Below are 20,072 nucleotides of genomic sequence, written 5' to 3'. Positions count from 1 at the left end.
ACCCACGCAGCCGCGTTGCCGCAAAAAAAACGGATGCCCGCACCTTCCCGGGCATCCGTTCATGACAAACACTGCACTGATTCTTCCAGGTCTACGCAGAGATCGCCCGCAACGCCGGGGACGCGACGCTGCGGGCGGAGAACGGGCGGGGTTCGCCACCCGCCCGAACAGGTGGCCGGGCCCGCGCACGCACCCGCCGCGCGCGGCCGGCCTGCCGGCGGGTACCGGCGTTGAGCCAACGACTAGCGGGCGCTCACCACGCGTTGGCCACGCCCACCGCCTCGTAGGCGTCGACATGGCCGCTGCCGACTTCGAACCGCTGCCGCCCGGCCATCGGATTGGCTGTCTGGGCGAGGATTTGCTTGACCTCCAGCGGCTTGAGCGAGGGCTTGGCCTCCAGCAGCAGGGCGACGATGCCGGCCACGTGCGGCGTGGCCATCGAGGTGCCGCTCATGTGGGTATAGAACGGTGCGCGCGCGCCGAGCGCGGCGTCCTTTTGCGCGGCCAGCAGCGGCAGCGCGCCGGTCAGCGCGCGGGTGGAGACGATGTCCACGCCGGTGGCGACCAGGGTCGGCTCGTTGACGTAGGTCCAGCTCTGCCCGTCGGACATGGTGAAACTTCCGCTCTCGCCCGGATTGCCGCGCGAGGAGAAGTCGGCGAGCGTGCCGTCCTTGTTGCCGGCGCCGACCGAGATCACCCACGGCGCCTGGGCATACGGATTGTGGGTGTTGGCGTTGGGGCCGTCGTTGCCGGCGGCGAACACGCTGACGATGCCGTTCTTGTAGGCCTCGTAGCTAGCCAGGTTGACCGGGTCGGTCGGGTCGAACGCGCCCGAGGTGCCCCAGGAATTGGAGATCACCCGGATCGGCGAGGCGAAGCTGTTCTTGTGCGAGATCGCGTAGTCGTAACCGCCGACCGCGTCGAGGATCGAGATCACCGCGCCGGAGCCGTAACCGACCAGGTCCGCGCCGGTCGCCACGCCGCGGTACAGCCCGCCGGACTGCGCGCCGCTGCCGCCGACGGTGCCGGCGCAATGGGTGCCGTGGCCGGAGCTGATGTCGGTATTGAGCTGGTTTTCCAGCACCGTCACCGGCAGGAAGTCCAGCAGCGAATGCAGGTTGGTCAGCGCCTGCACGTTCTGCACCACGCGCTGGCCGTACTTGAGATCGGCATGGGTGGCGTCGATGCCCGAGTCGTTGATCATCACCGCCACGCCGCGGCCGGTGAACGGCACGGTACGGCCGAAATCGCCGGGGTTGGCCTGCACCCGGTTGACGCCCGACAGTTCGCGCGCTTCCTGGTTGTAATAACGCAGCGGCTTGTTGAGATGGATCGACAGCACGTCGCCGCGCTGGGCCAGGGCGCGGATCTGCGCCGGGGTCGCCAATGCGCCGGCGATCGGCAGCGCGCGCATGCTCACGCCCTGGCCGATGCCGAGCAGCTTGAGCGCTTGCACCTGGGCCGCGCGCAGCGGGCCGGGCTGGTCGTAGGACACCACCACCTCCAGCGGGGCAGCGGCGTCGGCCGTGGCCAGGGCGCGCTCGAGCGCGGCGTCGAGGCGGGCGGCGGCGAGGCTGACGCCGCTGGCGGCCATGCCCAGGGCCAACGCGGTCAGCTTGAAAAGGGTGCGGCGATTGCGTTGCATGTCGTGCGGACTCCCTGCGTTCCCCCGAGGACCGGGTGGACTCACCTTGGCCCGCCGCCGCCGCGCGGCGACATCCGGAAGACCGCCCAGCCGGCGTGGGGGAAAACCCCTACAGACCGGCGACCGGCCGCACAGTAGCCTCGGGGTCGCGGTCGCCCGCCACGCACGCGCACGCGCCGGTTCATGCGCACGCGACAGGTTCCGGGTTACCGTCGCGACGGCCGTCGGCGCCCTGCGATGCGGACGCCGCCGCGATGCCGATTCGATCCGAACGCTCCAGACCATGCACCACCACGCACGCCCGCGACGACGCACAGGGGACCGCCACACCATGAGCCACACCGACCCAACCCCGCGCGCCGCCCGCGCCGCGCGCCGCGCCCTGCCCCGGCTGGCCGCCTGGATCGTCGCCGTCGGGCTGCTGCTCGGCGCCGGCGGCGCCGCCGCCCAGATCCCGCTGCCGGTGACGGTGACCGCCGCCGGCAACCACGCCGAAGCGACCGTGCGCCTGCCGTTCCTGCCCGGCTGGCCCGGCCCGGTGCTGGCCGAACTGTCGCTCGACTTCGACGACGCCAGCGGGCTCAGCCCGGCCGCCCTGGGCGTGTCCGCGCGCACGGTCAGCCTGTACGACCCCAACCTCATCGCGCGCCTGCCCGACACCGACCTGACCACCGTGCCCGGCAGCCTGCCGCTGCTGGTGACGGTGCAGCCGCCGCTGTCCGGCGGTTTGAAGTTCAAGGGCAGCGGCCGCGCCGAAATCCACACCCATTGGCTGCCCTACGCCGCCGGCACCCGCCTGCGCCTGTTCAAGGCGCCGCTGGGCGGCGCGTTCTACGACGTCACCGACGAGATCGCCGCCGGCAGCGTGCGCGCCCGCGGCACCTACGGCGGTTTCTCGCAGTTCCTGATCCTCGCCGACGCACGGCCGACGCCGGTGGTGATCGCTTCCAAGCTGCAGCGCTTGCGCGACCGCGTCGACCTGCTGCCGGCGAGCGAGCAAGCCGGCTTCGACGCCCTGCTCGACGATGTCGAAACCGCGCTGGCGGTGCCCGACTACACCGCCGCGCTGGCCGCCGCCGACGCCGTGCGCGCACGCGCCGTCGCCCGCGGCGGCACCTTCATCGACAACGAGTGGCGGGCCGCGCGCACCCATCGCAACGATGCCGGCGAACTCGTCGCCGGCGCGGCGACCTTGCGCTTCAGCCTGGCCTACCTGCGCGACTACGGACCTTGAGCGCGGCGCCGGCGCACCGGCGCCGTCGCGGCCGCGGGAGTTGCGCGTAAGATGCGGCCATGCCGGCGCGCCTGATCGTTTACCCGCCCGAAGCCGCAGCCATCAGCCGATGGATCCCCGCCGGTTCGCGTTTGCGCATCGGCCGCGATCCCGTGTGCGAGCTGCGCATCGACCATCCCTCCATTTCGCGTCAGCACGCCGAACTGATCCACGACGACGAGGGCTGGCGGCTGCTCGATCTGGGCAGCAAGAACGGCTCGCACGTCGACGGCATCCAGGTCGTCCAGGCCCTGCTCGAACGCAGCGAAGGCTGGCTGCGCTTCGGCGACGTGCTGTGCGAGTTCTCGCTGCACGACGACGCCGAAGCGCGCGCCTGGCAGGAACGCGAGCGCGAACGCCGCGCGCTGTCGGCGGCGTGGACGCGGCGGCTGGAAGGCGGCGGCGCGGACGCGCCCGCGCCGGCCGAGGAAGTCGCCGCCGCCGGCGCCGGCCTGGCCGACGACATCCTGCGCGGCGTGGTCGAGCTGGCCGGCTGCAGCCGCGGCTTCGTGCTGCTGGCCCAGGGCGAGGATTTCCTGGTCCAGGCCAGCCTGTCGCTGGAACGCGAGGACCTCAACGCGCGCGCCTTCTCCGGCAGCGTCGGCGCGGTCCAGCGCTGCCTGCGCGAACGCCAGCCGGTGGTGGTGAACTGGATCGACGACGATCCGTGGCTGGCGCAGCGCTCCTCGGTGGTCACCGGCGGCCTGCAAAGCCTGGTGTGCCTGCCGCTGCTGCACGCCGGGCGCGTGCTCGGCGCGGTCTACGCCGACCGCCGCGGCGCCGGCGAGGCGATCAGCCAGTTCGACCTGGAACTGCTCGCCGCCTTCGCCGACAGCGCCGCGCTGTGGCTGCTGGCGCAGCGCGCCTTCGACGCGCTGGAACCGGCATCCGCGCCGCTGCGCTGGGCCCGCGTGGTCGGCGCCCAGGCCACCTCGTCGTGACCGACGCCACCGCGACCGGCCGCTACGCGGGTCGCGGCCTCGCCCCCGGCAGCCTGCTGGCCGGGCGCTTCCGCATCGAAACCCTTCTCGGCCTGGGCGGCATGGGCGAGGTCTACCGCGCCTTCGACACCACCCTGGACATCCAGGTCGCGCTCAAGCTGCTGCGCCCGGAACTGGCCGCGCGCAGCGATGCGTTCGAACGTTTCCGCCAGGAACTGCTGACCGCGCGCCAGGTATCGAGCCCGCGCGTGGTGCGCATCCACGACCTGTTCCGCCACGAAGGCCAGTGGCTGATCGGCATGGACTGGATCGACGGCGAAGCGCTGGACCGGCGCCTGGACCGCGACGGCGCGCTGGCCGTCGACGACGCCGTGCGCATCGCCCGCCAGATCGCCGAAGGCCTGGCCGCGGCGCATGCGCGCGGGGTGATCCATCGCGATCTGAAACCCGCCAACGTGCTGCTCGACCGCAACGGCGATGCGCTGATCGCCGACTTCGGCGTAGCCCGTTCGCTCGCCGGCAGCGGCCTGACCCAGACCGGCGCGATCGTCGGCACGCCGGATTACCTTTCGCCCGAGCAGGCGCGCGGCGAAGGCGCCGACGCGCGCAGCGACTTGTACGCGCTCGGGCTGATCCTGCACGAGATGCTGACCGCGCGCATGCCCTTCGCCGGCGGCACCGCCAGCGAAGTGCTGGCCCAGCGCATGCTGCGCACGCCGCCGCCGGTGGACCGGCTGCGCGCGGATACGCCGGCGTGGCTGGTGCGGCTGATCGACCGCCTGCTGCGCCCGCAACCCGCGCATCGCCTGGCCGATGCCGGAGCGGTGATCGCCGCGATCGACCGCCGCCGCGTGCCGCGCGATTGGCGGCCGGGCCGGCGCACCTGGATCGGCCTGGCCGGCGCCGCCGCGCTCGCCGCGGCGGCGGCCGGGGCGTGGTCGCTGCGGCCGGCAGCATCGCCGGCCGGCGCGTCGGCAGCGAGCGCGACGCCCGCAGCGACGCCGTTACATCGTCTGTTGATCGTGCCGCTGGACTCAGCGCCGGCCTCCGCCGCCGAACCCGGTTACCCGCGCGCGCTCGCCGCCGCGCTGCGCCAGGCGCTGACCGCGCGCGGCGCGACCGTGGTCGACGACGAACGCAGCCAGCAGGCGCTGCGCCAGCTCGACCCCAGCGGCGCGGCGCCGCCGCCGGCGACGCAACTGGCGCGGCTGGCGCGCGCCGACCGCGTGCTCGCCTTCGCGCTCGCGCCCGAGGGCGCCCAGTGGCGGCTGCGCGCGCGCCTGCACGCCGGGGCGATCCAGGAATTCGCGGCGCAAGGCGCGGATCCGGCCGCGGCATTGGAAGCATTGTTGGCGCAGCCGCAGTTGCGCAGCGCGCTCGGCCTCGCCGCGGCGCCCGGCGCGGACGCGGCGACGACGCGAACGCCCGCGGCCGCACTCCTGCCTGCGTCCGCGCTCGAACCCTACGGCAGCGGCCTGCGCGCCCGCGACAGCGGCGACCTCGCCGCCGCCATCGCCGCCTTCGAACGCGCCACCGCCGCCGCGCCCGGCTTCGCCGCGGCCTGGCTCGCGCTGGCCGAAGCGCGCAACGCCGCCGGTGACGGCGACGCCGCCTACGCGGCGCTGGAACGCGGCGAACGCGCCGCCGCCGGCGACACCGTAGCCGTCGCTCGCTTCGCCGCCGAACGCGCCGCGCTCGACGGCGACTTCGACGCCGTCGCCAAGTACTGGCGCGAACGCGCGCAGGCCGCGCCCGACGACGCCTACGCGCAACTCGCGCTGGCGCGCGCGCTCGGCGCCGGCGGCGACGCGGCCGCGGCGATCGCGCAGTTGCGCGCGCTGACCGCGCGCGATCCCGACGACCCGCGCGCCTGGTTCGAACTGGGCAAGTTTTCGATCCTGCACGGTCAGGCGCAACCGGCCGTCGACGACTATCTGACCCGCGCCCTGGTCCAGTACAGGCGCGGCGGCAACCGCTACGGCGAAGGCGAAACCCAGAACGCGCTCGGCATCGGCTACGCCCGCTTGGGCCAGAACGATCACGCGCTCGATCAGTACCGCAACGCGGTGGAACTGCGCCGCACGGTCGGCAACCGACGCGGGCTGGCGACCAGCCTGCGCAACCTGGGCAATGTGCTGGTGCTCACCGGCCGTTTCGACGAGGCCGCGCGCAGCCTGCATCAGGCGCGCGAACTCTACGCCGCGCTCGACGACCGTCACGGCCTGGCCGCGGTCGAGAACGAACTCGGCCTGCTGGCCGAGGAACGCGGCGACTACCCCGCCGCGCTGGCCGCGTTCCGGCGCGCGCTGGCCGCCTGGCAGCAGGCCGGCGACGCCGCCGGCACCGCCCAGGCGCTCAACGACATCGGCTTCGCCCATTACCAGCTCGGCGCCTACGACGACGCCCAGGCCTATCTGGTGCAGTCGCGCGAGGCCTACGCCAAGCTCGGCGACGAGACCGGCAAGGTCCGCACCGCGCAGAACCTGGGCCTGCTGGCGAGCGCGCGCGGGCAGTGGCCGCAGGCGCGCGAATCGCTGCAGGCCTCGCTCGACGCCGCGCTGGCCGCGCAGATGATGGAAGAGGCCGCGGTGGCGCGGCGCAACCTCGGCGAGTTGGAACTGATGCAGGGCCGCATCGGCGCCGCACTGGCGCAGCTCGATGCCGCCGCGGCGCTGTTCCGCCAGCGCGAGGACGCGCGCGGCCAGGCCGACGTCGGCCTGCTGCGCGCGCAGGCGCAGGCCGCCGCGCGCGCCGATGCGCAGGCGCGCGCGAGCCTCGATGCGCTGGCGCCACAACTGGCGCACGCGTCTTCCGAACAACGCGGCATCGCCGCGCTGCTGCGCGCGCAACTGGCGCGCAGCGGCGGCGACCGCAGCGGCGAACGCGCCGCGCTGGCCCAGGCGCGGCGCGAGGCCGAGCAGTCCGGCGTGCGCCTGCTGCAATTGCAGGTGGCGTTGCACGCCGCCGAAGCCGACGGCCGCCTCGACCCCACGCTGGAGCAGGCCATCGCCGCGCTCGGCCACACCGGCCTGCGCCTGCAGGCCGCCGGCGCGCGCATGCGCCTGGCGCTCGCCGCCGGCGACGGCGCCGCCGCCTTGCGCGCGTATCGCGACGCGCAGCCGCTGCTGCGCCGCGGCGATCATCTCGAAGCCGCCGCGCTGTACGCGCTGGCCGCGCAGGCGCAACGCGCGCAGGGCCGCGCCGCCGACGCCGCCGACAGCGACGCGCGCGCACTGGCCGAGCGCGAGCGCCTGCGCGAACAACTGCCGCCGGCCTTGCGCGCCGGCTACGACCCGGCCCGCGCCCAGGCCAACGCCCAACCCACCGGCGCCGCCGCGACCGCGCCATGAGCGACCCGTCCGAACTGCGCGCGCTCTATCGCGATCTGCTGCAACGCCTGCAGCGCAACGAACGCGAATTCCGCCGCCTCGGCCGCGCGGTGTGGCGGGTGCAGGAAGACGAACGCCGCCGCATCGCCCGCGATCTGCACGACGGCGTCGGCCAGAACCTCACCGCGCTCAAGCTGCGCCTGCACGAACTGCAGTCAGCGCTCGATCCGGCCCAGGCCGCGCTGCACGACGGCCTCGCCCAGGCGCTGGCGCTGTGCGGCGACACCCTGGAAGACACGCGCGAACTCTCGCGCCTGCTGCGCCCGCCGATCCTAGACGACCTCGGCCTGGCCTCGGCCCTGCGCTGGCTGGCGCGCAGCCACGACGGCCGCGGCGGCGCGCGGGTCGAACTGGAACTGGGCGAGCTGCCCGAACTCGACGGCGAGCTGCAGACCCTGCTGTTCCGCACCGCCCAGGAAGCGCTGGCCAACGCCTCGCGCCACGCCCAGGCGCGGCGGATCCGGCTGAGCCTGCAGCGCAGCGGCGAAGAACTGCACTTGCAAGTGCGCGACGACGGCTGCGGCTGCGACCCGGCCGCGGCGATGGCCAGCGGCGGCAACGGCCTGAGCGGCATGCGCGAACGCCTGCGCCTGTACGGCGGCCGCCTGGACCTGTCCAGCGCGCCGGGCGCGGGCCTGCGCCTGAGCGCGCGAGTGCCGCTGGACTATGCCTGAGCGCGGCTTGACGCCCCGCGCCGCGCCCGCGCACCCTGCGGCCATGTCCGATCCCAACGTGCGCGTGCTCATCGCCGACGATCACACCATGGTGCGCGAGAGCCTCGCCGGCCTGTTGCGCGGCGCCGGCGTCGATGTCGTGGCGCAGGCCGCCGACGGCGAGGAAACCTTGCAGCGCGCGCAGGAGCTGCGCCCGGACGTGGTCGTCACCGACCTGTCGATGCCCGGCCTCAACGGCCTGGAAGTGGTCCGCCGCCTGCGCGAACAAGCGCCCGCCGCGCGCGTGCTGGTGCTGACCATGCACCAGGAAGACGAGTACATCCTGCAGGCGGTGCGCGCCGGCGCCAGCGGCTACGTGGTCAAGGACAGCCCCGCCGCGGAACTGCTCGCGGCGGTGCGCGAGGTGCACGCCGGCCGCGGTTATTTCGGCCCGCAGGCGGCGCGCGCGCTGGCCGAGCAATTGCGCCATCCCGAACGCGACCTCGGCGATCCCTACGGCCGCCTGACCGCGCGCGAGCGCGAGGTGTTCCACCTGATCGCCGACGGCCTGACCACCAAGGAAATCGCCCGGCGCCTGACGATCAGCGTCAAGACCGCGGAGAACCACCGCGCGCGGGTGCTCGACAAGCTCGATGTGCGCAACAGCGCGGAGCTGGTGCGTTATGCCTCGCGCAAGGGGTTGGTGGATTGAGGTGCGGGGCGTTGGTCGTTGCGCGATGCGCGGCTGCGGCGCGGCGGTCGTCGTAACTGAGGTGTCGCGGTCGCGGCTTGCGCCGCTCCTACAGTCGGATACGGACCGGCCGCAGCCCCTGTAGGAGCGGCGCAAGCCGCGACCGCGCCAACCCAACTACGGCGAGCCCCGCTAACCCGCTGATGCGGCAACGACCGCTATCGCCCTCTCGCCCCCTCACCCGGCGCCCCGCCCCCACCGTCCCAAAACCGCCATCCCGCCCCCTGACCGCCCCACCATTCGCCGTAGTATCCTCGGGATCCCAACAAGCGTTTTAACGGAGCGGCGGCATGAAGGCAGGGGTCTGGGTGCGGGTGTTGGGTGCGGCGCTGGTCCTGGCCGCGCTGGCGGCATGCAAGTCCGGTCCGGTGCGGCGCGTGTCCGAGCCGGCCGCGCGCATCCAGCAGCTCACGGTCAAGGCCGACGGCAGTTGGTCGGTGGACCTGCGCCTGGAGAACTTCAGCAGCATCCCGATGCAGTTCGACCGCATCGACCTGCAGCTCAAGCTCGGCGAAGAAGCCGCCGGCCAGTTGCAGGCCCAGCCGGCGATATCGATCGGCCCGGAATCGGCCGACGTGGTCACCCTCGCGCTCAAGCCCGCCGGCGGCGCCAAGATCGCCATCGCCGACGCGCTCGCCGGCGGCCGCAGCGTCAACTACAGCCTCAAGGGCGACCTCGTCGCCACCCCGAGCGAGGCCAAGCAGCGCACCTTCCAGGTCGAGCGCAGCAGCGCGTTGAGCCCGGCGCCCGGATTGCCGGGCGTGATGCGCTGAGGCCGGGAGGGAATCGAGAGCAGGCCGCAGCCGTCTCTCCCGAGTTTCCCTCTCGCCCCGCGCCTCCTGCTCCGATTCCCCCTTCCCTATTCCATTTCCGAACGAGCCCATGAGCACTTACAAAGCCCCCCTCAACGACATGCGTTTCGTCCTGTTCGACGTGCTCGGCGCCGAAGCGCAGTTCCAGCGCCTGGGTTATGCCGACGCCACCCGCGATGTGCTCGACGCGGTGCTGGAAGAAGGCGCGCGCTTCAACGAAACCGTGCTCGCCCCGCTCAACGCCGTGGGCGACCAGATCGGCTGCAAGCACGACAAGGCCACGGGCGCTGTGACCACGCCGCCGGGCTTCAAGCAGGCCTACGACCAGTTCGTCGACGGCGGCTGGTCCGGCCTCACCGCCGAAACGAAGTTCGGCGGCCAGGGCCTGCCGCACGCGGCCGGCGTGCCGCTCAAGGAAATGATCGACGCGGCCAACCTGGCCTGGGGCAACTTCCCGCTGCTCTCGCACGGCGCCACCGAAGCGTTGCTGCATCACGGTGAGGAATGGCAGCAGGAAGTGTTCCTCAAGCCGCTGGTGGAAGGCCGCTGGACCGGCACCATGTGCCTCACCGAACCGCATTGCGGCACCGACCTGGGCCTGCTCAAGACCAAGGCGGAACCGCAGGCCGACGGCAGCTATTCGATCAGCGGCACCAAGATCTTCATCACCGCCGGCGAGCACGACCTCACCGACAACATCATCCACCTGGTGCTCGCGCGCCTGCCGGACGCCCCGGCCGGCAGCAAGGGCATCTCGTTGTTCATCGTGCCCAAGGTCAAGGTCGCGCGCGACGGCAGCGTCGGCGAGGCCAACGCGGTGCGCTGCGGCAGCCTCGAGCACAAGATGGGCATCCACGGCTCGGCCACTTGCGTGATGAACTTCGACGGCGCCCAGGGCTATCTGATCGGGCAGCCGAACAAGGGCCTGATGGCGATGTTTACGATGATGAACACCGCCCGCCTCGCGGTCGGCCTGCAGGGCCTGGGGCTGAGCGATCGCGCGCTGCAGAATGCGCTGCGCTACTCGCGCGACCGCCTGCAGATGCGCGCGCTGTCGGGCCCGAAGTTCCCCGAGCTGCCGGCCGATCCGATCATCGTCCACCCCGACGTGCGGCGCATGCTGCTGACCTGCAAGGCGCTGGTCGAAGGCGGCCGCGCGATGGGCTACGACGCCGCGCTGCTGGTCGACATCGCCCACGCCGCACCGGAAGAGAAAGAACGCGCCGAAGCCGATGCGCTGATCGGCTTCATGACCCCGATCGTCAAGGCCTGCCTGACCGAATGGGGCGTGGAATGCACCTACCACGCGCTGCAGTGTTTCGGCGGCCACGGCTACATCGCCGAACACGGCATGGAGCAGCTCGCCCGCGACGCGCGCATCACCACCTTGTACGAAGGCACCACCGGCATCCAGGCGCTGGACCTGCTCGGCCGCAAGGTCATGCAGTTGCAGGGCGCCGGGCTGCAGACGATGCTGGCCAAGATCGAAGCCTTCTGCGCGCAGAACGAAAGCAACGAAGCGGTCAGCGAATTCGTCGCGCCGCTGCGCAAGGCCGCGGGCGAATGGCTGCAGCTGACCATGTCGGTCGGCAAGCGCGCGGCGGCCAACGCCGACGAGGTCGGCGCGGCGTCCTACGACTACCTGTTCTATTCGGGCTACGTGTGCCTGGCTTATTGGTGGGCGCGCAGCGTCGCCGCGGCCGAGGCCTCGGGCCAGAGCCAGGCGTTCAAGGACGGCAAGCGCGAGACCGCGCGCTTCTACTTCGCCCGCCTGCTGCCGCGCACCCAGGCGCACAAGGCGGCGATCGACAGCGGCACCGCGCCGCTGATGGCGCTGGCGGCGGAAGGCTTCGACGCGTGATCCGCCGCGGCGAGTCTGCGAAGACGGCCGCATCGCGGCTTCGCAGCCTCGCCGCCACCGCGGCGGCAGCGTTGGTCCTCGCCGCCTGTTCGGCGCAGCCGCCGCTGACCGAATTCCCCGGCCGCATCGCCATCCCGGCCGGCGCGACCGACCTGCGCGAGCACATCGACGACCAATTGCGCACGATGACCGCGTACTACCGTTTCGACCTGCCGCCGGAACAACTGCCGGCGCTGGTGGCGGCGCTGCATTGCGAGCTCGGCGAGGTCAACGACGGCGCGCGCGCGGCGCAGAACGGCGATCCGCCCTGGTTCGCTCCGCGCCCGCAACAGGCCCATCGCCGTTGCGAGAGCCAGATCGAGCACTGGATGTACGAGCTCGAAGTCGACGTATCGCGTCCGGATCGCTACACCGTCTATCTCAGCGCCTCCAGCTGATCGGCCGGGCCGGTCGCGGCCGACGCGAACCGCCCCGGCGCGCCCGGATTGCGCGCCGCCCGGACCGCTCGCGCACTGACCGGCGGCGCACCGCGTCTACACAAAATGTAACCGACAGGGTATAAGCTCATTCTCCGATGGAGACCGATAGAGCGAAGATCCGCCTGGTCCGCACCGGAACCCACGCTGAAATGCTTCAGCGTGAGCCGGAAGTCTCCGGTGTCGGCGATCCCTACTCGCCCTGGACCGGGCCGCGCGCAGTGCCGCGCAACCCCCTTGAACGACTGAACTCGGTGCGGCTGCTGTCGCTCGATGCGCACGGGCGCGTGCTCGACTGGATGAACTGGCAAGACGCCGCCTGCCTCTACGCGCGCGGCGCCGTCGCCTGGACCCTGGGCGAACCCTGCCTGCAAGTGCACGGCGGCATCAACCGCTTCACCGGCGAGCGCAGCGTGCTGGAGCTGCACCCGATCGTCGCCGCGCGCGGCCACGCGCGTCCCGGCGCGCTCGACCCGACCCCGGCGCTGACCAACGCCGCGCTGTTCGCGCGCGACGGCCACCTGTGCATGTACTGCGGCCACGACTTCCACCGCCCGCACCTCACCCGCGATCACGTCGTGCCGGTGTCCAAGGGCGGCCGCGACCTGTGGGAGAACGTGGTCGCCGCCTGCTTCGCCTGCAACTCGCGCAAGGGCAACCGCACCCCGCAGCAGGCCGGCATGCCGCTGCTGGCGGTGCCGTACCGGCCGAGCTGGGTCGAGCACCTGATCCTGTCGAACAGGAACATCCTGGCCGACCAGATGGCGTTCTTGAAGAACCAGCTGCCGAAGAACGCGCGCGTGCGCGGCTAGAAGCCGTGAACGCGGTCGCAGTATCGCGGCCGCTGCCCTGGCTCAAGTGCCGATGTGCGCGCATAAGCGACGCAAAGCGCTCGTTGACGACACTACGGTCGTCCCGGACACTCGTCGCCATCGACTTACGGACACATTCGCGATGCCTTTGACCCTCGGTCTGACCGGTATGGACCCGGCGACGGAGTCTGCCCTGCAGACCGCTTTCAAGGTGGCCAACGCCCGTCTCGGAGGCCGTTGGACCTTGGTCCCGGAACCGCAGGCCGATTTCGTCGTAGTCGACATGGACAGCATGTACGGACCGATGAGCTGGCTGCGCCTGCACGCTGCGGGCAAGTCGGTGATCGCGCTGACCGCGGCCCAGCGCACCCAGGCCGACTTCCTGCTCGGACATCCTTTCAGCGCCGACTCGATCGCCGCCCTGCTCGGCGAAATCGCCGGCCAGAACGGTGAGCCGGTGAGCGCGGCCGAAGCACCCGCGGCGCCCAAGCCGGTCGAGATTCCGCAGCAGCCGCGCACCGACCCGACCGCGGCGCTGCCGGACGTGGTGGTGGAGCTGTTGCAGACCGACCTGGCCCAGGCCAAGGCGGCTGCGCCGGCTCCTGCACCTGCTGCGCCTGCGCCTGCGCCGGCCGCGCCCGCTGCGGCGGTCGCGACGCCCGCACCGGCAGTTGCCGCTGCGCCGGCTCCTGCCGCGCCCGCACCGACGCCGGCTCCCGCCGCGGCCCCGGCACAACCGCAAGCCGCCGCCCCCGCGCCGGCCGCGCCCGGCGTCACCGCCAGCGGCGACGGCCTGCTCGACTGGCTGGTACCCGGCCGCCTGCGCGGCCTGCTGCGCGTGGGCAGCGGCGAAGAACGCCTGCTGATCGACGCCGACCAGCGCCGCTACCACGGCCCGGCGGCGCTCAAGCCGCTGGCGGTGCTGTTCGAGCGCGGCTTCGCCTCGTCCGAATTCGAACTGCTGCCGGCGGCGCAGTGGGACGCCGCCGCCGCGCAGATGGGCGCGCCGATGCCGCTGGCGCGGCTGGTATGGTTCGGCAACCTGCTCGCCGGCCGCGGCCGCCTCGCGCCGGGCTACGACGCCGCACGCCGCTACCGCATGACCAAGTGGCCGCAGACCGAGCGCGAATACCCCAAGCACTTCCGCATCGCCACGGTGATGATGAAAGGCCCCGCGCACCTGGCCGAGATCGCCGAAGCCAGCGGCGTGACCGAGCCCGAGGTCGCCGATTTCATCAACGCCAACCTCGCCACCGGCTTCGCCGAGGCCGAGGGCGATCCGCCGCCGGCCGAGCAGGCCAAGTCCGGCGGGCTGTTCGGGCGTCTGCGCGGCCGCTGAGCGGCTGCGTCCGGGCGTCGCAGAGCCTCGGCCGGGGCTCTGCGGCGAACGCCGGCCAACGTGCGCCATCGGCGCGCTACGGCCGCCAATGCCGTTGTGACCGGCTTCGCGTCCGGGCCTGACCGAATCTGGCCGCAGGCACCTGCCTGAACCACGAACCGTCACACTTCTTGCCCGCCTCACACGTCGGCGGGACAATGCTCGACCAGCTGAACGCCAGTGGTCGTAATGATCGATTCGCAGCGCTACCCGCGTCTTTCCCGTATTCAGGTCCCCGCCGACCTGCGCCGCTTTCCGGAAGAGGAACTGCCGGCGATCGCCGAGGAATTGCGCGCCTATTTGATCGAGCAGGTCGCCCTCGTCGGCGGCCATTTCGGCGCCGGGCTCGGCGTGATCGAGCTGACCGTCGCCCTGCACTGGCTGTACGAAACGCCCGTCGACCGCCTGGTCTGGGACGTCGGCCATCAGAGCTACCCGCACAAGATCCTCACCGGCCGTCGCGACAGCATCCACACGGTCAAGCAGAAGGACGGCGTCGCGCCGTTCCCCAAGCGCGACGAATCCGAGTACGACACCCTCGGCGTCGGCCACAGCTCGACGTCGATCTCGGCCGCGCTGGGCATGGCGGTGGCGCTGCAGCGCCGCGGCGACGAGCGCAAGGTGGTGGCGGTGATCGGCGACGGCGCGATGACCGCCGGCATGGCGTTCGAGGCGCTGGCCCACGCCGGCGGCATGAGCGATCCCGAGCCGAACCTGCTGGTGATCCTCAACGACAACCAGATGTCGATCTCCGAGAACGTCGGCGGCGTCACCAAGATGCTCGGCCGCCTCACCAGCAGCCGCACCCTCAACGCGATCCGCGAAGGCGGCAAGAAGCTGCTCGGCGACAAGCGCAAGCCCGCGGCCAAGTTCGTGCGTCGTTGGGAAGAGCATTGGAAGGGCATGTTCGTGCCCTCGACCTTCTTCGAGGAAGTCGGCTTCCACTACACCGGCCCGATCGACGGCCACGACCTGCCGGCGCTGCTGAGCGCGATGAAGACGCTCAAGGGCCTCAAGGGCCCGCAGTTGCTGCACATCATCACCACCAAGGGCAAGGGCTACGAGCTCGCCGAGGGCGACCAGATCGGCTATCACGCGGTCGGCCCGTTCGATCCGGAAAAGGGCCTGATCAGCAAGCCCGGCGCCAAGAAGCCGACCTACACCGACGTCTTCAGCGAGTGGCTGTGCGACATGGCCGCCGCCGACGAACGCCTGATGGGCATCACTCCGGCGATGCGCGAAGGCTCGGGCCTGGTGCGCTTCAGCAAGGAATACCCGCAGCGCTATTTCGACGTGGCCATCGCCGAGCAGCACGCGGTGACGCTCGGCGCGGGCATGGCGATCGAAGGCGCCAAGCCGGTGGTGGCGATCTACTCGACCTTCCTGCAGCGCGGCTACGACCAGCTCGTGCACGACGTGGCGATCCAGAATCTCGACGTCATGTTCGCGATCGACCGCGGCGGCGTGGTCGGCCCGGACGGCGCCACCCATGCCGGCAACCTCGATCTGTCGTTCCTGCGCTGCGTGCCGAACATGGTGGTGATGGCGCCGGCCGACGAGGACGAGTGCCGCAAGATGCTGTCGACCGGCTTCCAGTACTCCGGCCCGGCCGCGGTGCGCTATCCGCGCGGCACCGGCCCGGGCGCGGCGATCCAGCCGAACCTCGACACTTTGCCGATCGGCAAGGCCGAGCTGCGCCGCAGCGGCAAGCGCATCGCCCTGCTCGCGTTCGGCGCGATCGTGCCGGCGGCCGAACAGGTCGCCGCCGAACTGGGGCTGACCCTGGTCAACATGCGCTTCGTCAAACCGCTGGACCGCGCCTTGATCCTGGAACTGGCCAAGAGCCACGAAGGCTTCGTGACCCTGGAAGACAACGTCGTCGCCGGCGGCGCCGGCAGCGGCGTGGCCGAGCTGCTGGCGGCCGAGGGCATCGTATTGCCGGTGCTGCACCTGGGCCTGCCGGACGAGTTCCAGCACCACGCCAGCCGCGAGCAGTTGCTGGCCGAAGCCGGGCTGGACGCGGCCTCGATCCGCGCCAGCGTGCTCAAGCGCTGGCCGGCGTTGGCGGCGCAACCGGCGCCGCAGTCCGCGGCGGGTTGAGCGAACGCTGCAACGCAAAACGCCCGGCTTCGCGCCGGGCGTTTTGGTTTTTGGGGGTAAGCGTTTGTGGGAGGGGCTTCAGCCCCGACGCTTTTCTGTCGGGTCGCCGGGCAATCGGGCAATCGGGCAATCAGGCGATCGGAGCGGAGAGCATCGGGACTGAAGTCCCTCCCACAAAGATCCCTGCCGCAATAGCCGCTGTCGCGATCACCCGACCCACAACGGCATCGCCACGAACGCGCTCAACAAGGCAGCCGCCGCGACCTTCGCACTCGCCTTCGGCGCCATCGTCATCAACAAGGTCCACGCCAGCGCCGACACGATCAGCGCCGCGGTCCAGAAGATCGGCCCCTGCGCCCAGCCCCAGCCGTAGACGAACAGGCCGAAGTCCAGCGCCAGCAGCGCCCAGCCGGCGCCGCGCAGCGCACGCGCGCGCGCCGGGCGGAACGCGCCGGCGAACACGTGCTGATGGTGCTTCTCCAATCCCAGGCTCAGCAGGCACCACGCCGCAATACCCAGACACACTCCCAACCAAAGCATCGATGCGCGCTCCTCAGCGATCCGCCAACGCCGGCTTGCCGCCGGAAGGTTCGCCGCCGCTGCCGCCGGCGCGCTCGCGCCGCGGCTTGCGTTGCGGCGCCGGCTGCCGCGCCTTGACGAAACTGTGCCGCGCCAGCAGCGCGAAGCCCGCCGCCAGCGCGAACGCGGTCAGGTCCACCGCCGCCAGCGTCCAGTCGCCGCGCGCGATCGTCGCGACCAAATGGCTGTTCGGCGCGGTGGCGAAATTGACCAGCGGCACCAGCGCGAACGCGGCCGCGTTGAGCGCGAAGAACTGGCCCCAGCCGCGCTTGTGCACGGCCGGAATCGCCGCGTACAAGGTTGCGGCGATCCACACCGCGCAGAACACGGTGATCTCGGCGCTGGACCGCGCGGCCGCATCGGCCGGGATCAGGCGGTTGCCGATCACCATCGCCGCGCTCGCCAGCGGCAGGCCGCCGACCACGCCCAGGTTCAGCGCCTGCACCAGGCCGTAGCCCGACAGGCTGCCCGCTTCGGCGATCTTCTTGGCGCGCTTGCTGACCCACACCTGCATGCCGCTGGCGATCATCACGCAGCCGGCGATGCCCATGACGAAGTACAGCCAGCGCAGCGCGCTGCCGCCCCACTGCGCCATGTGCATGCCGCCGATGAAGGTGTAGGTCTGGTAGCCGGCCGCCATCGGCCCGCTGACGTGCAGGAAACGGCCGTCGTTGGCGTCGTAGAACGCCTGGCGGAAGTTCCAGGCCACATCCTTGCTGTGGTCGCCGCCGAAGGAGATCGTCGCGCTGGTGTCGTCGGGATGGTGCACGCTGACCCAGGTCACCGGCTGGCCCAGGCGCGCGCGCGCGTCCTTGATCAGCGCGTCGATGGAGTGGATCGTCTTCAGCGGCTTGCCGGTTTCCGGGCGTTCGTAGCTGTCGGCGGCCTCGACGAAGAACTTCTCGGTGTCGCCGTTGAACGCGGCGAACAAGCCGGCCGGCATGTAGTTGGCGACGAAGATCGCCACGCCCGTGTAGGCGATCATCAGATGGAACGGCAGGCCGAGCACGCCGGTGAGGTTGTGCCCGTCCAGCCACGCGCGCTGGCCGCCGTTTTTCGGGCGGAAGGTGAAGAAGTCCTTGAAGATGCGCTTGTGGATCACGATGCCGGTGAAGATCGCGATCAGCATGAACATGCCGGCCAGGCCGACGATATACATGCCCCAGGTCGGCGAATGCAGGTTGAAGTGCAGAGTGAAGAAGAACTCGCCGCCGGCGGTCTCGGGAATCTGCTTGCCGGTGGCCGGATCGAGGTTGAACAGGTCCGGATCGCCGAGGTCGTAATACACCCCGCCCTGCAGCGACTTGCTGCGCTCGCCGGGCAAGGTGATGTAGTAGGCGTGCGGGTGTTCCTTCGACACCTTCTGCAGCTGCGCCATCGCCGCGTCCAGGTCGACGCTGTCGGCGCTGCGCTCGTGGCCGTGCAGGGCCGGCTGCATCCAGTGGGTGAGTTCCTTGTCGAAGCAGGCGATGGTGCCGCCGACGAAGATCACGAACAGCAGCCAGCCGATCACCAATCCGGCCCAGGTGTGCAGCCACGCCATCGCTTGCGAGAAAGTGTTTTTCATCGGACCTCCCGCCTCAGCTCGTCGGCGTCATGGCGGGGAACAGCGCGACCGCGCCGCACAGCTTGGCCGCGCCCAGCAACAACGCCGCGACCGCCGCCGGCGCCCAGCACGCGCGCCAGGCGCTGCGCGCGGCGAAGGCGTACATCGCCGCCGCGCACCACACGAAGAAGCTCAGCAAGCTCGCCGCGATCACGCTGTCCACGCGCGCGAACGGCAACGCCATGCTGAAGAACGCGGCGAAGCCGTAGGCGACGAAATAGCCGATCACGACCGCCGCGAACGCGCGCGCCGCGACTTCGCCGCGATAGCGCCACGACAGCGCCGCGCGCGGCTTGCGTACCGATGCGCGCGGGTCGGGGCCGGCGGTCGCGACGGCCGTGGGGGCGGAGCTTTGCGTCATGGCGGCTTGGGCGGTGAGAACGGCCGGCGGCGTCCTGCCGGGAGCCGGAACGTCTGGAACGGGCACGGAGCAAGGGACAGCCGTGGATCGGATCGGGTGGCGCGGCCGGGCGGGATCGCCCGCCCCGGGCGCGCCGGTCCCGCTCAGTCTAGTTGGCAATAGTTCTCATTTGCAAACCAGGACCGGCCAGCCAATCCGCCAAACCGACACCGCGCAGACGCCGCAACGTGTTACAGATGCGCACACCGGCGACGGCGCGGACCGGCTACGATCCGCCACGCCTGCCTGCCCCCACTCCCCCTCTTCAGGAACGCCAAGGATGCGCCGCGCCCTCACCGCCCTCGCCCTGCTGGCGCTGCTGCCGGCCGCCTCGGCGCAGACGCCGCCCGCCGCGACGCCGACGCCGCCCGCCGGCGACATCCGCGACATGGACACCCTGGTGGTCACCGGCGAACAGCCCGGCCCCGGCCTGTGGAAAGTGATGCGCGGCGGCCACGTGCTGTGGATCCTCGGCACGGTCACCCCGTTGCCCAAGGACATGACCTGGCTGTCGCGCCAGGTCGAGGCGACCATCGCCGATTCGCAGGAAGTCATCGCCCCGCCCTCGGTCAGCCTCGGCACCGAGCTGGGCATGTTCCGCACCATGATGCTGATCCCCACCGCGCTGAAGGCGCGCAAGAACCCGGACGGCAAGACCCTGGACGAAGTGGTGCCGGCCGACTTGTACGCGCGCTGGAGCGTGCTCAAGGCGCGCTACATCGGCCGCGACGGCGGGGTGGAGAAATGGCGGCCGATCTTCGCCGCGCAGGAGCTCTACGAAGCGGCGATCAAGCAATCGGGAATGTCGCTCAAGGGCGTGGTCCAGCCGGTGGTGGAGAAAGCCGCCAAGCAGCACGGCGTGCCGGTGACCGAGGCGCGGGTCACGCTCAAGATCGACGACCCCAAGGCCACGCTCAAGGAATTCGCCGACAGCGCGATGGACGACCGCGAGTGCTTCGCCAAGACCCTCTCGCGCATCGAGACCGACCTGGAAGCGATGCGCGCGCGCGGCAACGCCTGGGCGATCGGCGACATCGCCACCCTGCGCACGCTGCCGCAGGGCGACCAATACCGCATCTGCCTGGAAGCGCTGGCCGCGACCGGCGTGGCCCGCCGCCTCAACCTGGGCGACCTGCGCCAGCGCGTGAGCGCGAACTGGCTGGCGGTGGCGGAAGAAGCCATCGCCAAGAACAACAGCACCTTCGCCTCGCTGCCGGTGTCGGACCTGCTGGAAAACGGCGGCTTGCTCGACCGTTTGCGCGCGGCGGGCTATACCGTCGAGGATCCTTGAGCGTCGATGCGGCTCATCTGAATCGAAACCCCGGCCGCTCCCTGTAGGAGCGGCGCAAGCCGCGACCGCGACATCTCGCCTACGACGCAACCGGCTACCCCGCAG

General features: G+C 71.5%; 16 protein-coding genes. 12 read left to right on the top strand and 4 right to left on the bottom strand.

From position 1 onward, the window contains the following. Window positions 1–253 precede the first annotated feature (253 nt). On the bottom strand, window positions 254–1,645 hold the full coding sequence (locus BLU84_RS09410) for a S8 family serine peptidase (protein ID WP_074865647.1): 1,392 nt from the start codon (window positions 1,643–1,645) through the stop codon (window positions 254–256). Between the two features lie 331 nt (window positions 1,646–1,976). Here BLU84_RS09410 and BLU84_RS09405 point away from each other — a divergent pair, with 331 nt between their 5' ends. The 11 genes from BLU84_RS09405 to dxs all read left to right on the top strand — a co-directional run bounded on the left by BLU84_RS09405 (window position 1,977) and on the right by dxs (window position 16,091). Continuing rightward, the gene (locus BLU84_RS09405; protein WP_233431107.1) at window positions 1,977–2,879 is read left to right on the top strand and encodes a DUF6689 family protein; all 903 of its coding nucleotides are present in this window, start codon (window positions 1,977–1,979) and stop codon (window positions 2,877–2,879) included. Window positions 2,880–2,938: 59 nt separating this feature from the next. Continuing rightward, window positions 2,939–3,859 (top strand): GAF domain-containing protein, encoded by a 921-nt coding sequence (locus BLU84_RS27490; protein ID WP_232518447.1) that lies wholly within the window; start codon window positions 2,939–2,941, stop codon window positions 3,857–3,859. Beyond that, window positions 3,856–7,209: a serine/threonine-protein kinase gene (locus tag BLU84_RS09395; RefSeq protein ID WP_233431106.1), complete on the top strand. Its 3,354-nt coding sequence runs from the start codon at window positions 3,856–3,858 to the stop codon at window positions 7,207–7,209. The genes BLU84_RS27490 and BLU84_RS09395 overlap by 4 nt, the downstream gene beginning before the upstream one ends. Beyond that, entirely contained in the window at window positions 7,206–7,922 is a 717-nt protein-coding gene (locus tag BLU84_RS09390) for a sensor histidine kinase (RefSeq protein WP_074865645.1), read from the top strand. The genes BLU84_RS09395 and BLU84_RS09390 overlap by 4 nt, the downstream gene beginning before the upstream one ends. Before the next feature lie 43 nt (window positions 7,923–7,965). Further along, complete coding sequence (locus BLU84_RS09385) at window positions 7,966–8,613, top strand: response regulator (RefSeq protein ID WP_074865643.1); 648 nt, start codon at window positions 7,966–7,968, stop codon at window positions 8,611–8,613. Between the two features lie 329 nt (window positions 8,614–8,942). Next, window positions 8,943–9,425 carry an LEA/WHy family protein gene (locus BLU84_RS09380; protein ID WP_074865639.1) on the top strand — a complete coding sequence of 161 codons (483 nt, stop codon included), beginning with the start codon at window positions 8,943–8,945 and terminating at the stop codon, window positions 9,423–9,425. A gap of 109 nt (window positions 9,426–9,534) precedes the next feature. Next, a complete protein-coding gene (locus tag BLU84_RS09375) occupies window positions 9,535–11,325 on the top strand; it encodes an acyl-CoA dehydrogenase C-terminal domain-containing protein (protein ID WP_074865636.1) in 1,791 nt (596 codons plus the stop codon). A gap of 71 nt (window positions 11,326–11,396) precedes the next feature. Then, window positions 11,397–11,762, top strand: a complete 366-nt coding sequence (locus tag BLU84_RS09370) for a hypothetical protein (protein WP_139174860.1) — start codon at window positions 11,397–11,399, stop codon at window positions 11,760–11,762. Window positions 11,763–12,100: 338 nt separating this feature from the next. Next, window positions 12,101–12,613, top strand: coding sequence for an HNH endonuclease (locus BLU84_RS09365; RefSeq protein WP_425479354.1), 513 nt, complete (start codon window positions 12,101–12,103; stop codon window positions 12,611–12,613). A 142-nt stretch (window positions 12,614–12,755) separates the two neighbouring features. Further along, window positions 12,756–13,952 (top strand): hypothetical protein, encoded by a 1,197-nt coding sequence (locus BLU84_RS27485; protein ID WP_211664515.1) that lies wholly within the window; start codon window positions 12,756–12,758, stop codon window positions 13,950–13,952. A 228-nt stretch (window positions 13,953–14,180) separates the two neighbouring features. After that, entirely contained in the window at window positions 14,181–16,091 is a 1,911-nt protein-coding gene (gene dxs / locus BLU84_RS09355; protein ID WP_074865627.1) for a 1-deoxy-D-xylulose-5-phosphate synthase, read from the top strand. A 207-nt stretch (window positions 16,092–16,298) separates the two neighbouring features. Here the strand turns inward: dxs and BLU84_RS09350 are convergent, their stop codons facing one another. The 3 genes from BLU84_RS09350 to BLU84_RS09340 are packed head-to-tail and all read right to left on the bottom strand — an operon-like array spanning window position 16,299 to window position 18,637. After that, a complete protein-coding gene (locus BLU84_RS09350; RefSeq protein ID WP_074865624.1) occupies window positions 16,299–16,631 on the bottom strand; it encodes a DUF3325 domain-containing protein in 333 nt (110 codons plus the stop codon). A 13-nt stretch (window positions 16,632–16,644) separates the two neighbouring features. Then, window positions 16,645–18,237 (bottom strand): PepSY-associated TM helix domain-containing protein, encoded by a 1,593-nt coding sequence (locus tag BLU84_RS09345; RefSeq protein WP_074865621.1) that lies wholly within the window; start codon window positions 18,235–18,237, stop codon window positions 16,645–16,647. Window positions 18,238–18,250: 13 nt separating this feature from the next. Continuing rightward, on the bottom strand, window positions 18,251–18,637 hold the full coding sequence (locus tag BLU84_RS09340) for a hypothetical protein (protein WP_211664514.1): 387 nt from the start codon (window positions 18,635–18,637) through the stop codon (window positions 18,251–18,253). A gap of 319 nt (window positions 18,638–18,956) precedes the next feature. Here BLU84_RS09340 and BLU84_RS09335 point away from each other — a divergent pair, with 319 nt between their 5' ends. Beyond that, window positions 18,957–19,967 (top strand): TraB/GumN family protein, encoded by a 1,011-nt coding sequence (locus tag BLU84_RS09335; RefSeq protein ID WP_074865619.1) that lies wholly within the window; start codon window positions 18,957–18,959, stop codon window positions 19,965–19,967. The last annotated feature ends 105 nt before the right edge of the window (window positions 19,968–20,072 follow it).

Origin of the sequence: Lysobacter enzymogenes, from assembly GCF_900106525.1 — a bacterium.
GTDB classification, from domain to species: domain Bacteria; phylum Pseudomonadota; class Gammaproteobacteria; order Xanthomonadales; family Xanthomonadaceae; genus Lysobacter; species Lysobacter enzymogenes.
The sequence above is the reverse complement of the archived record's forward strand: the minus strand, read 5'-3'. Positions and strand labels throughout refer to the sequence as shown.

Bases quoted from the DNA above. Each gene is read 5' to 3' on its own strand.
- BLU84_RS09385 (WP_074865643.1), top strand. From the start codon at position 7,966: ATGTCCGATCCCAACGTGCGCGTGCTCATCGCCGACGATCACACCATG.
- BLU84_RS09345 (WP_074865621.1), bottom strand. From the start codon at position 18,237: ATGAAAAACACTTTCTCGCAAGCGATGGCGTGGCTGCACACCTGGGCC.
- BLU84_RS09350 (WP_074865624.1), bottom strand. From the start codon at position 16,631: ATGCTTTGGTTGGGAGTGTGTCTGGGTATTGCGGCGTGGTGCCTGCTG.
- BLU84_RS09335 (WP_074865619.1), top strand. From the start codon at position 18,957: ATGCGCCGCGCCCTCACCGCCCTCGCCCTGCTGGCGCTGCTGCCGGCC.
- BLU84_RS09390 (WP_074865645.1), top strand. From the start codon at position 7,206: ATGAGCGACCCGTCCGAACTGCGCGCGCTCTATCGCGATCTGCTGCAA.
- BLU84_RS09410 (WP_074865647.1), bottom strand. From the start codon at position 1,645: ATGCAACGCAATCGCCGCACCCTTTTCAAGCTGACCGCGTTGGCCCTG.
- BLU84_RS09375 (WP_074865636.1), top strand. From the start codon at position 9,535: ATGAGCACTTACAAAGCCCCCCTCAACGACATGCGTTTCGTCCTGTTC.
- BLU84_RS09365 (WP_425479354.1), top strand. From the start codon at position 12,101: ATGAACTGGCAAGACGCCGCCTGCCTCTACGCGCGCGGCGCCGTCGCC.
- BLU84_RS09340 (WP_211664514.1), bottom strand. From the start codon at position 18,637: ATGACGCAAAGCTCCGCCCCCACGGCCGTCGCGACCGCCGGCCCCGAC.
- BLU84_RS27485 (WP_211664515.1), top strand. From the start codon at position 12,756: ATGCCTTTGACCCTCGGTCTGACCGGTATGGACCCGGCGACGGAGTCT.
- dxs (WP_074865627.1), top strand. From the start codon at position 14,181: ATGATCGATTCGCAGCGCTACCCGCGTCTTTCCCGTATTCAGGTCCCC.
- BLU84_RS09405 (WP_233431107.1), top strand. From the start codon at position 1,977: ATGAGCCACACCGACCCAACCCCGCGCGCCGCCCGCGCCGCGCGCCGC.
- BLU84_RS27490 (WP_232518447.1), top strand. From the start codon at position 2,939: ATGCCGGCGCGCCTGATCGTTTACCCGCCCGAAGCCGCAGCCATCAGC.
- BLU84_RS09380 (WP_074865639.1), top strand. From the start codon at position 8,943: ATGAAGGCAGGGGTCTGGGTGCGGGTGTTGGGTGCGGCGCTGGTCCTG.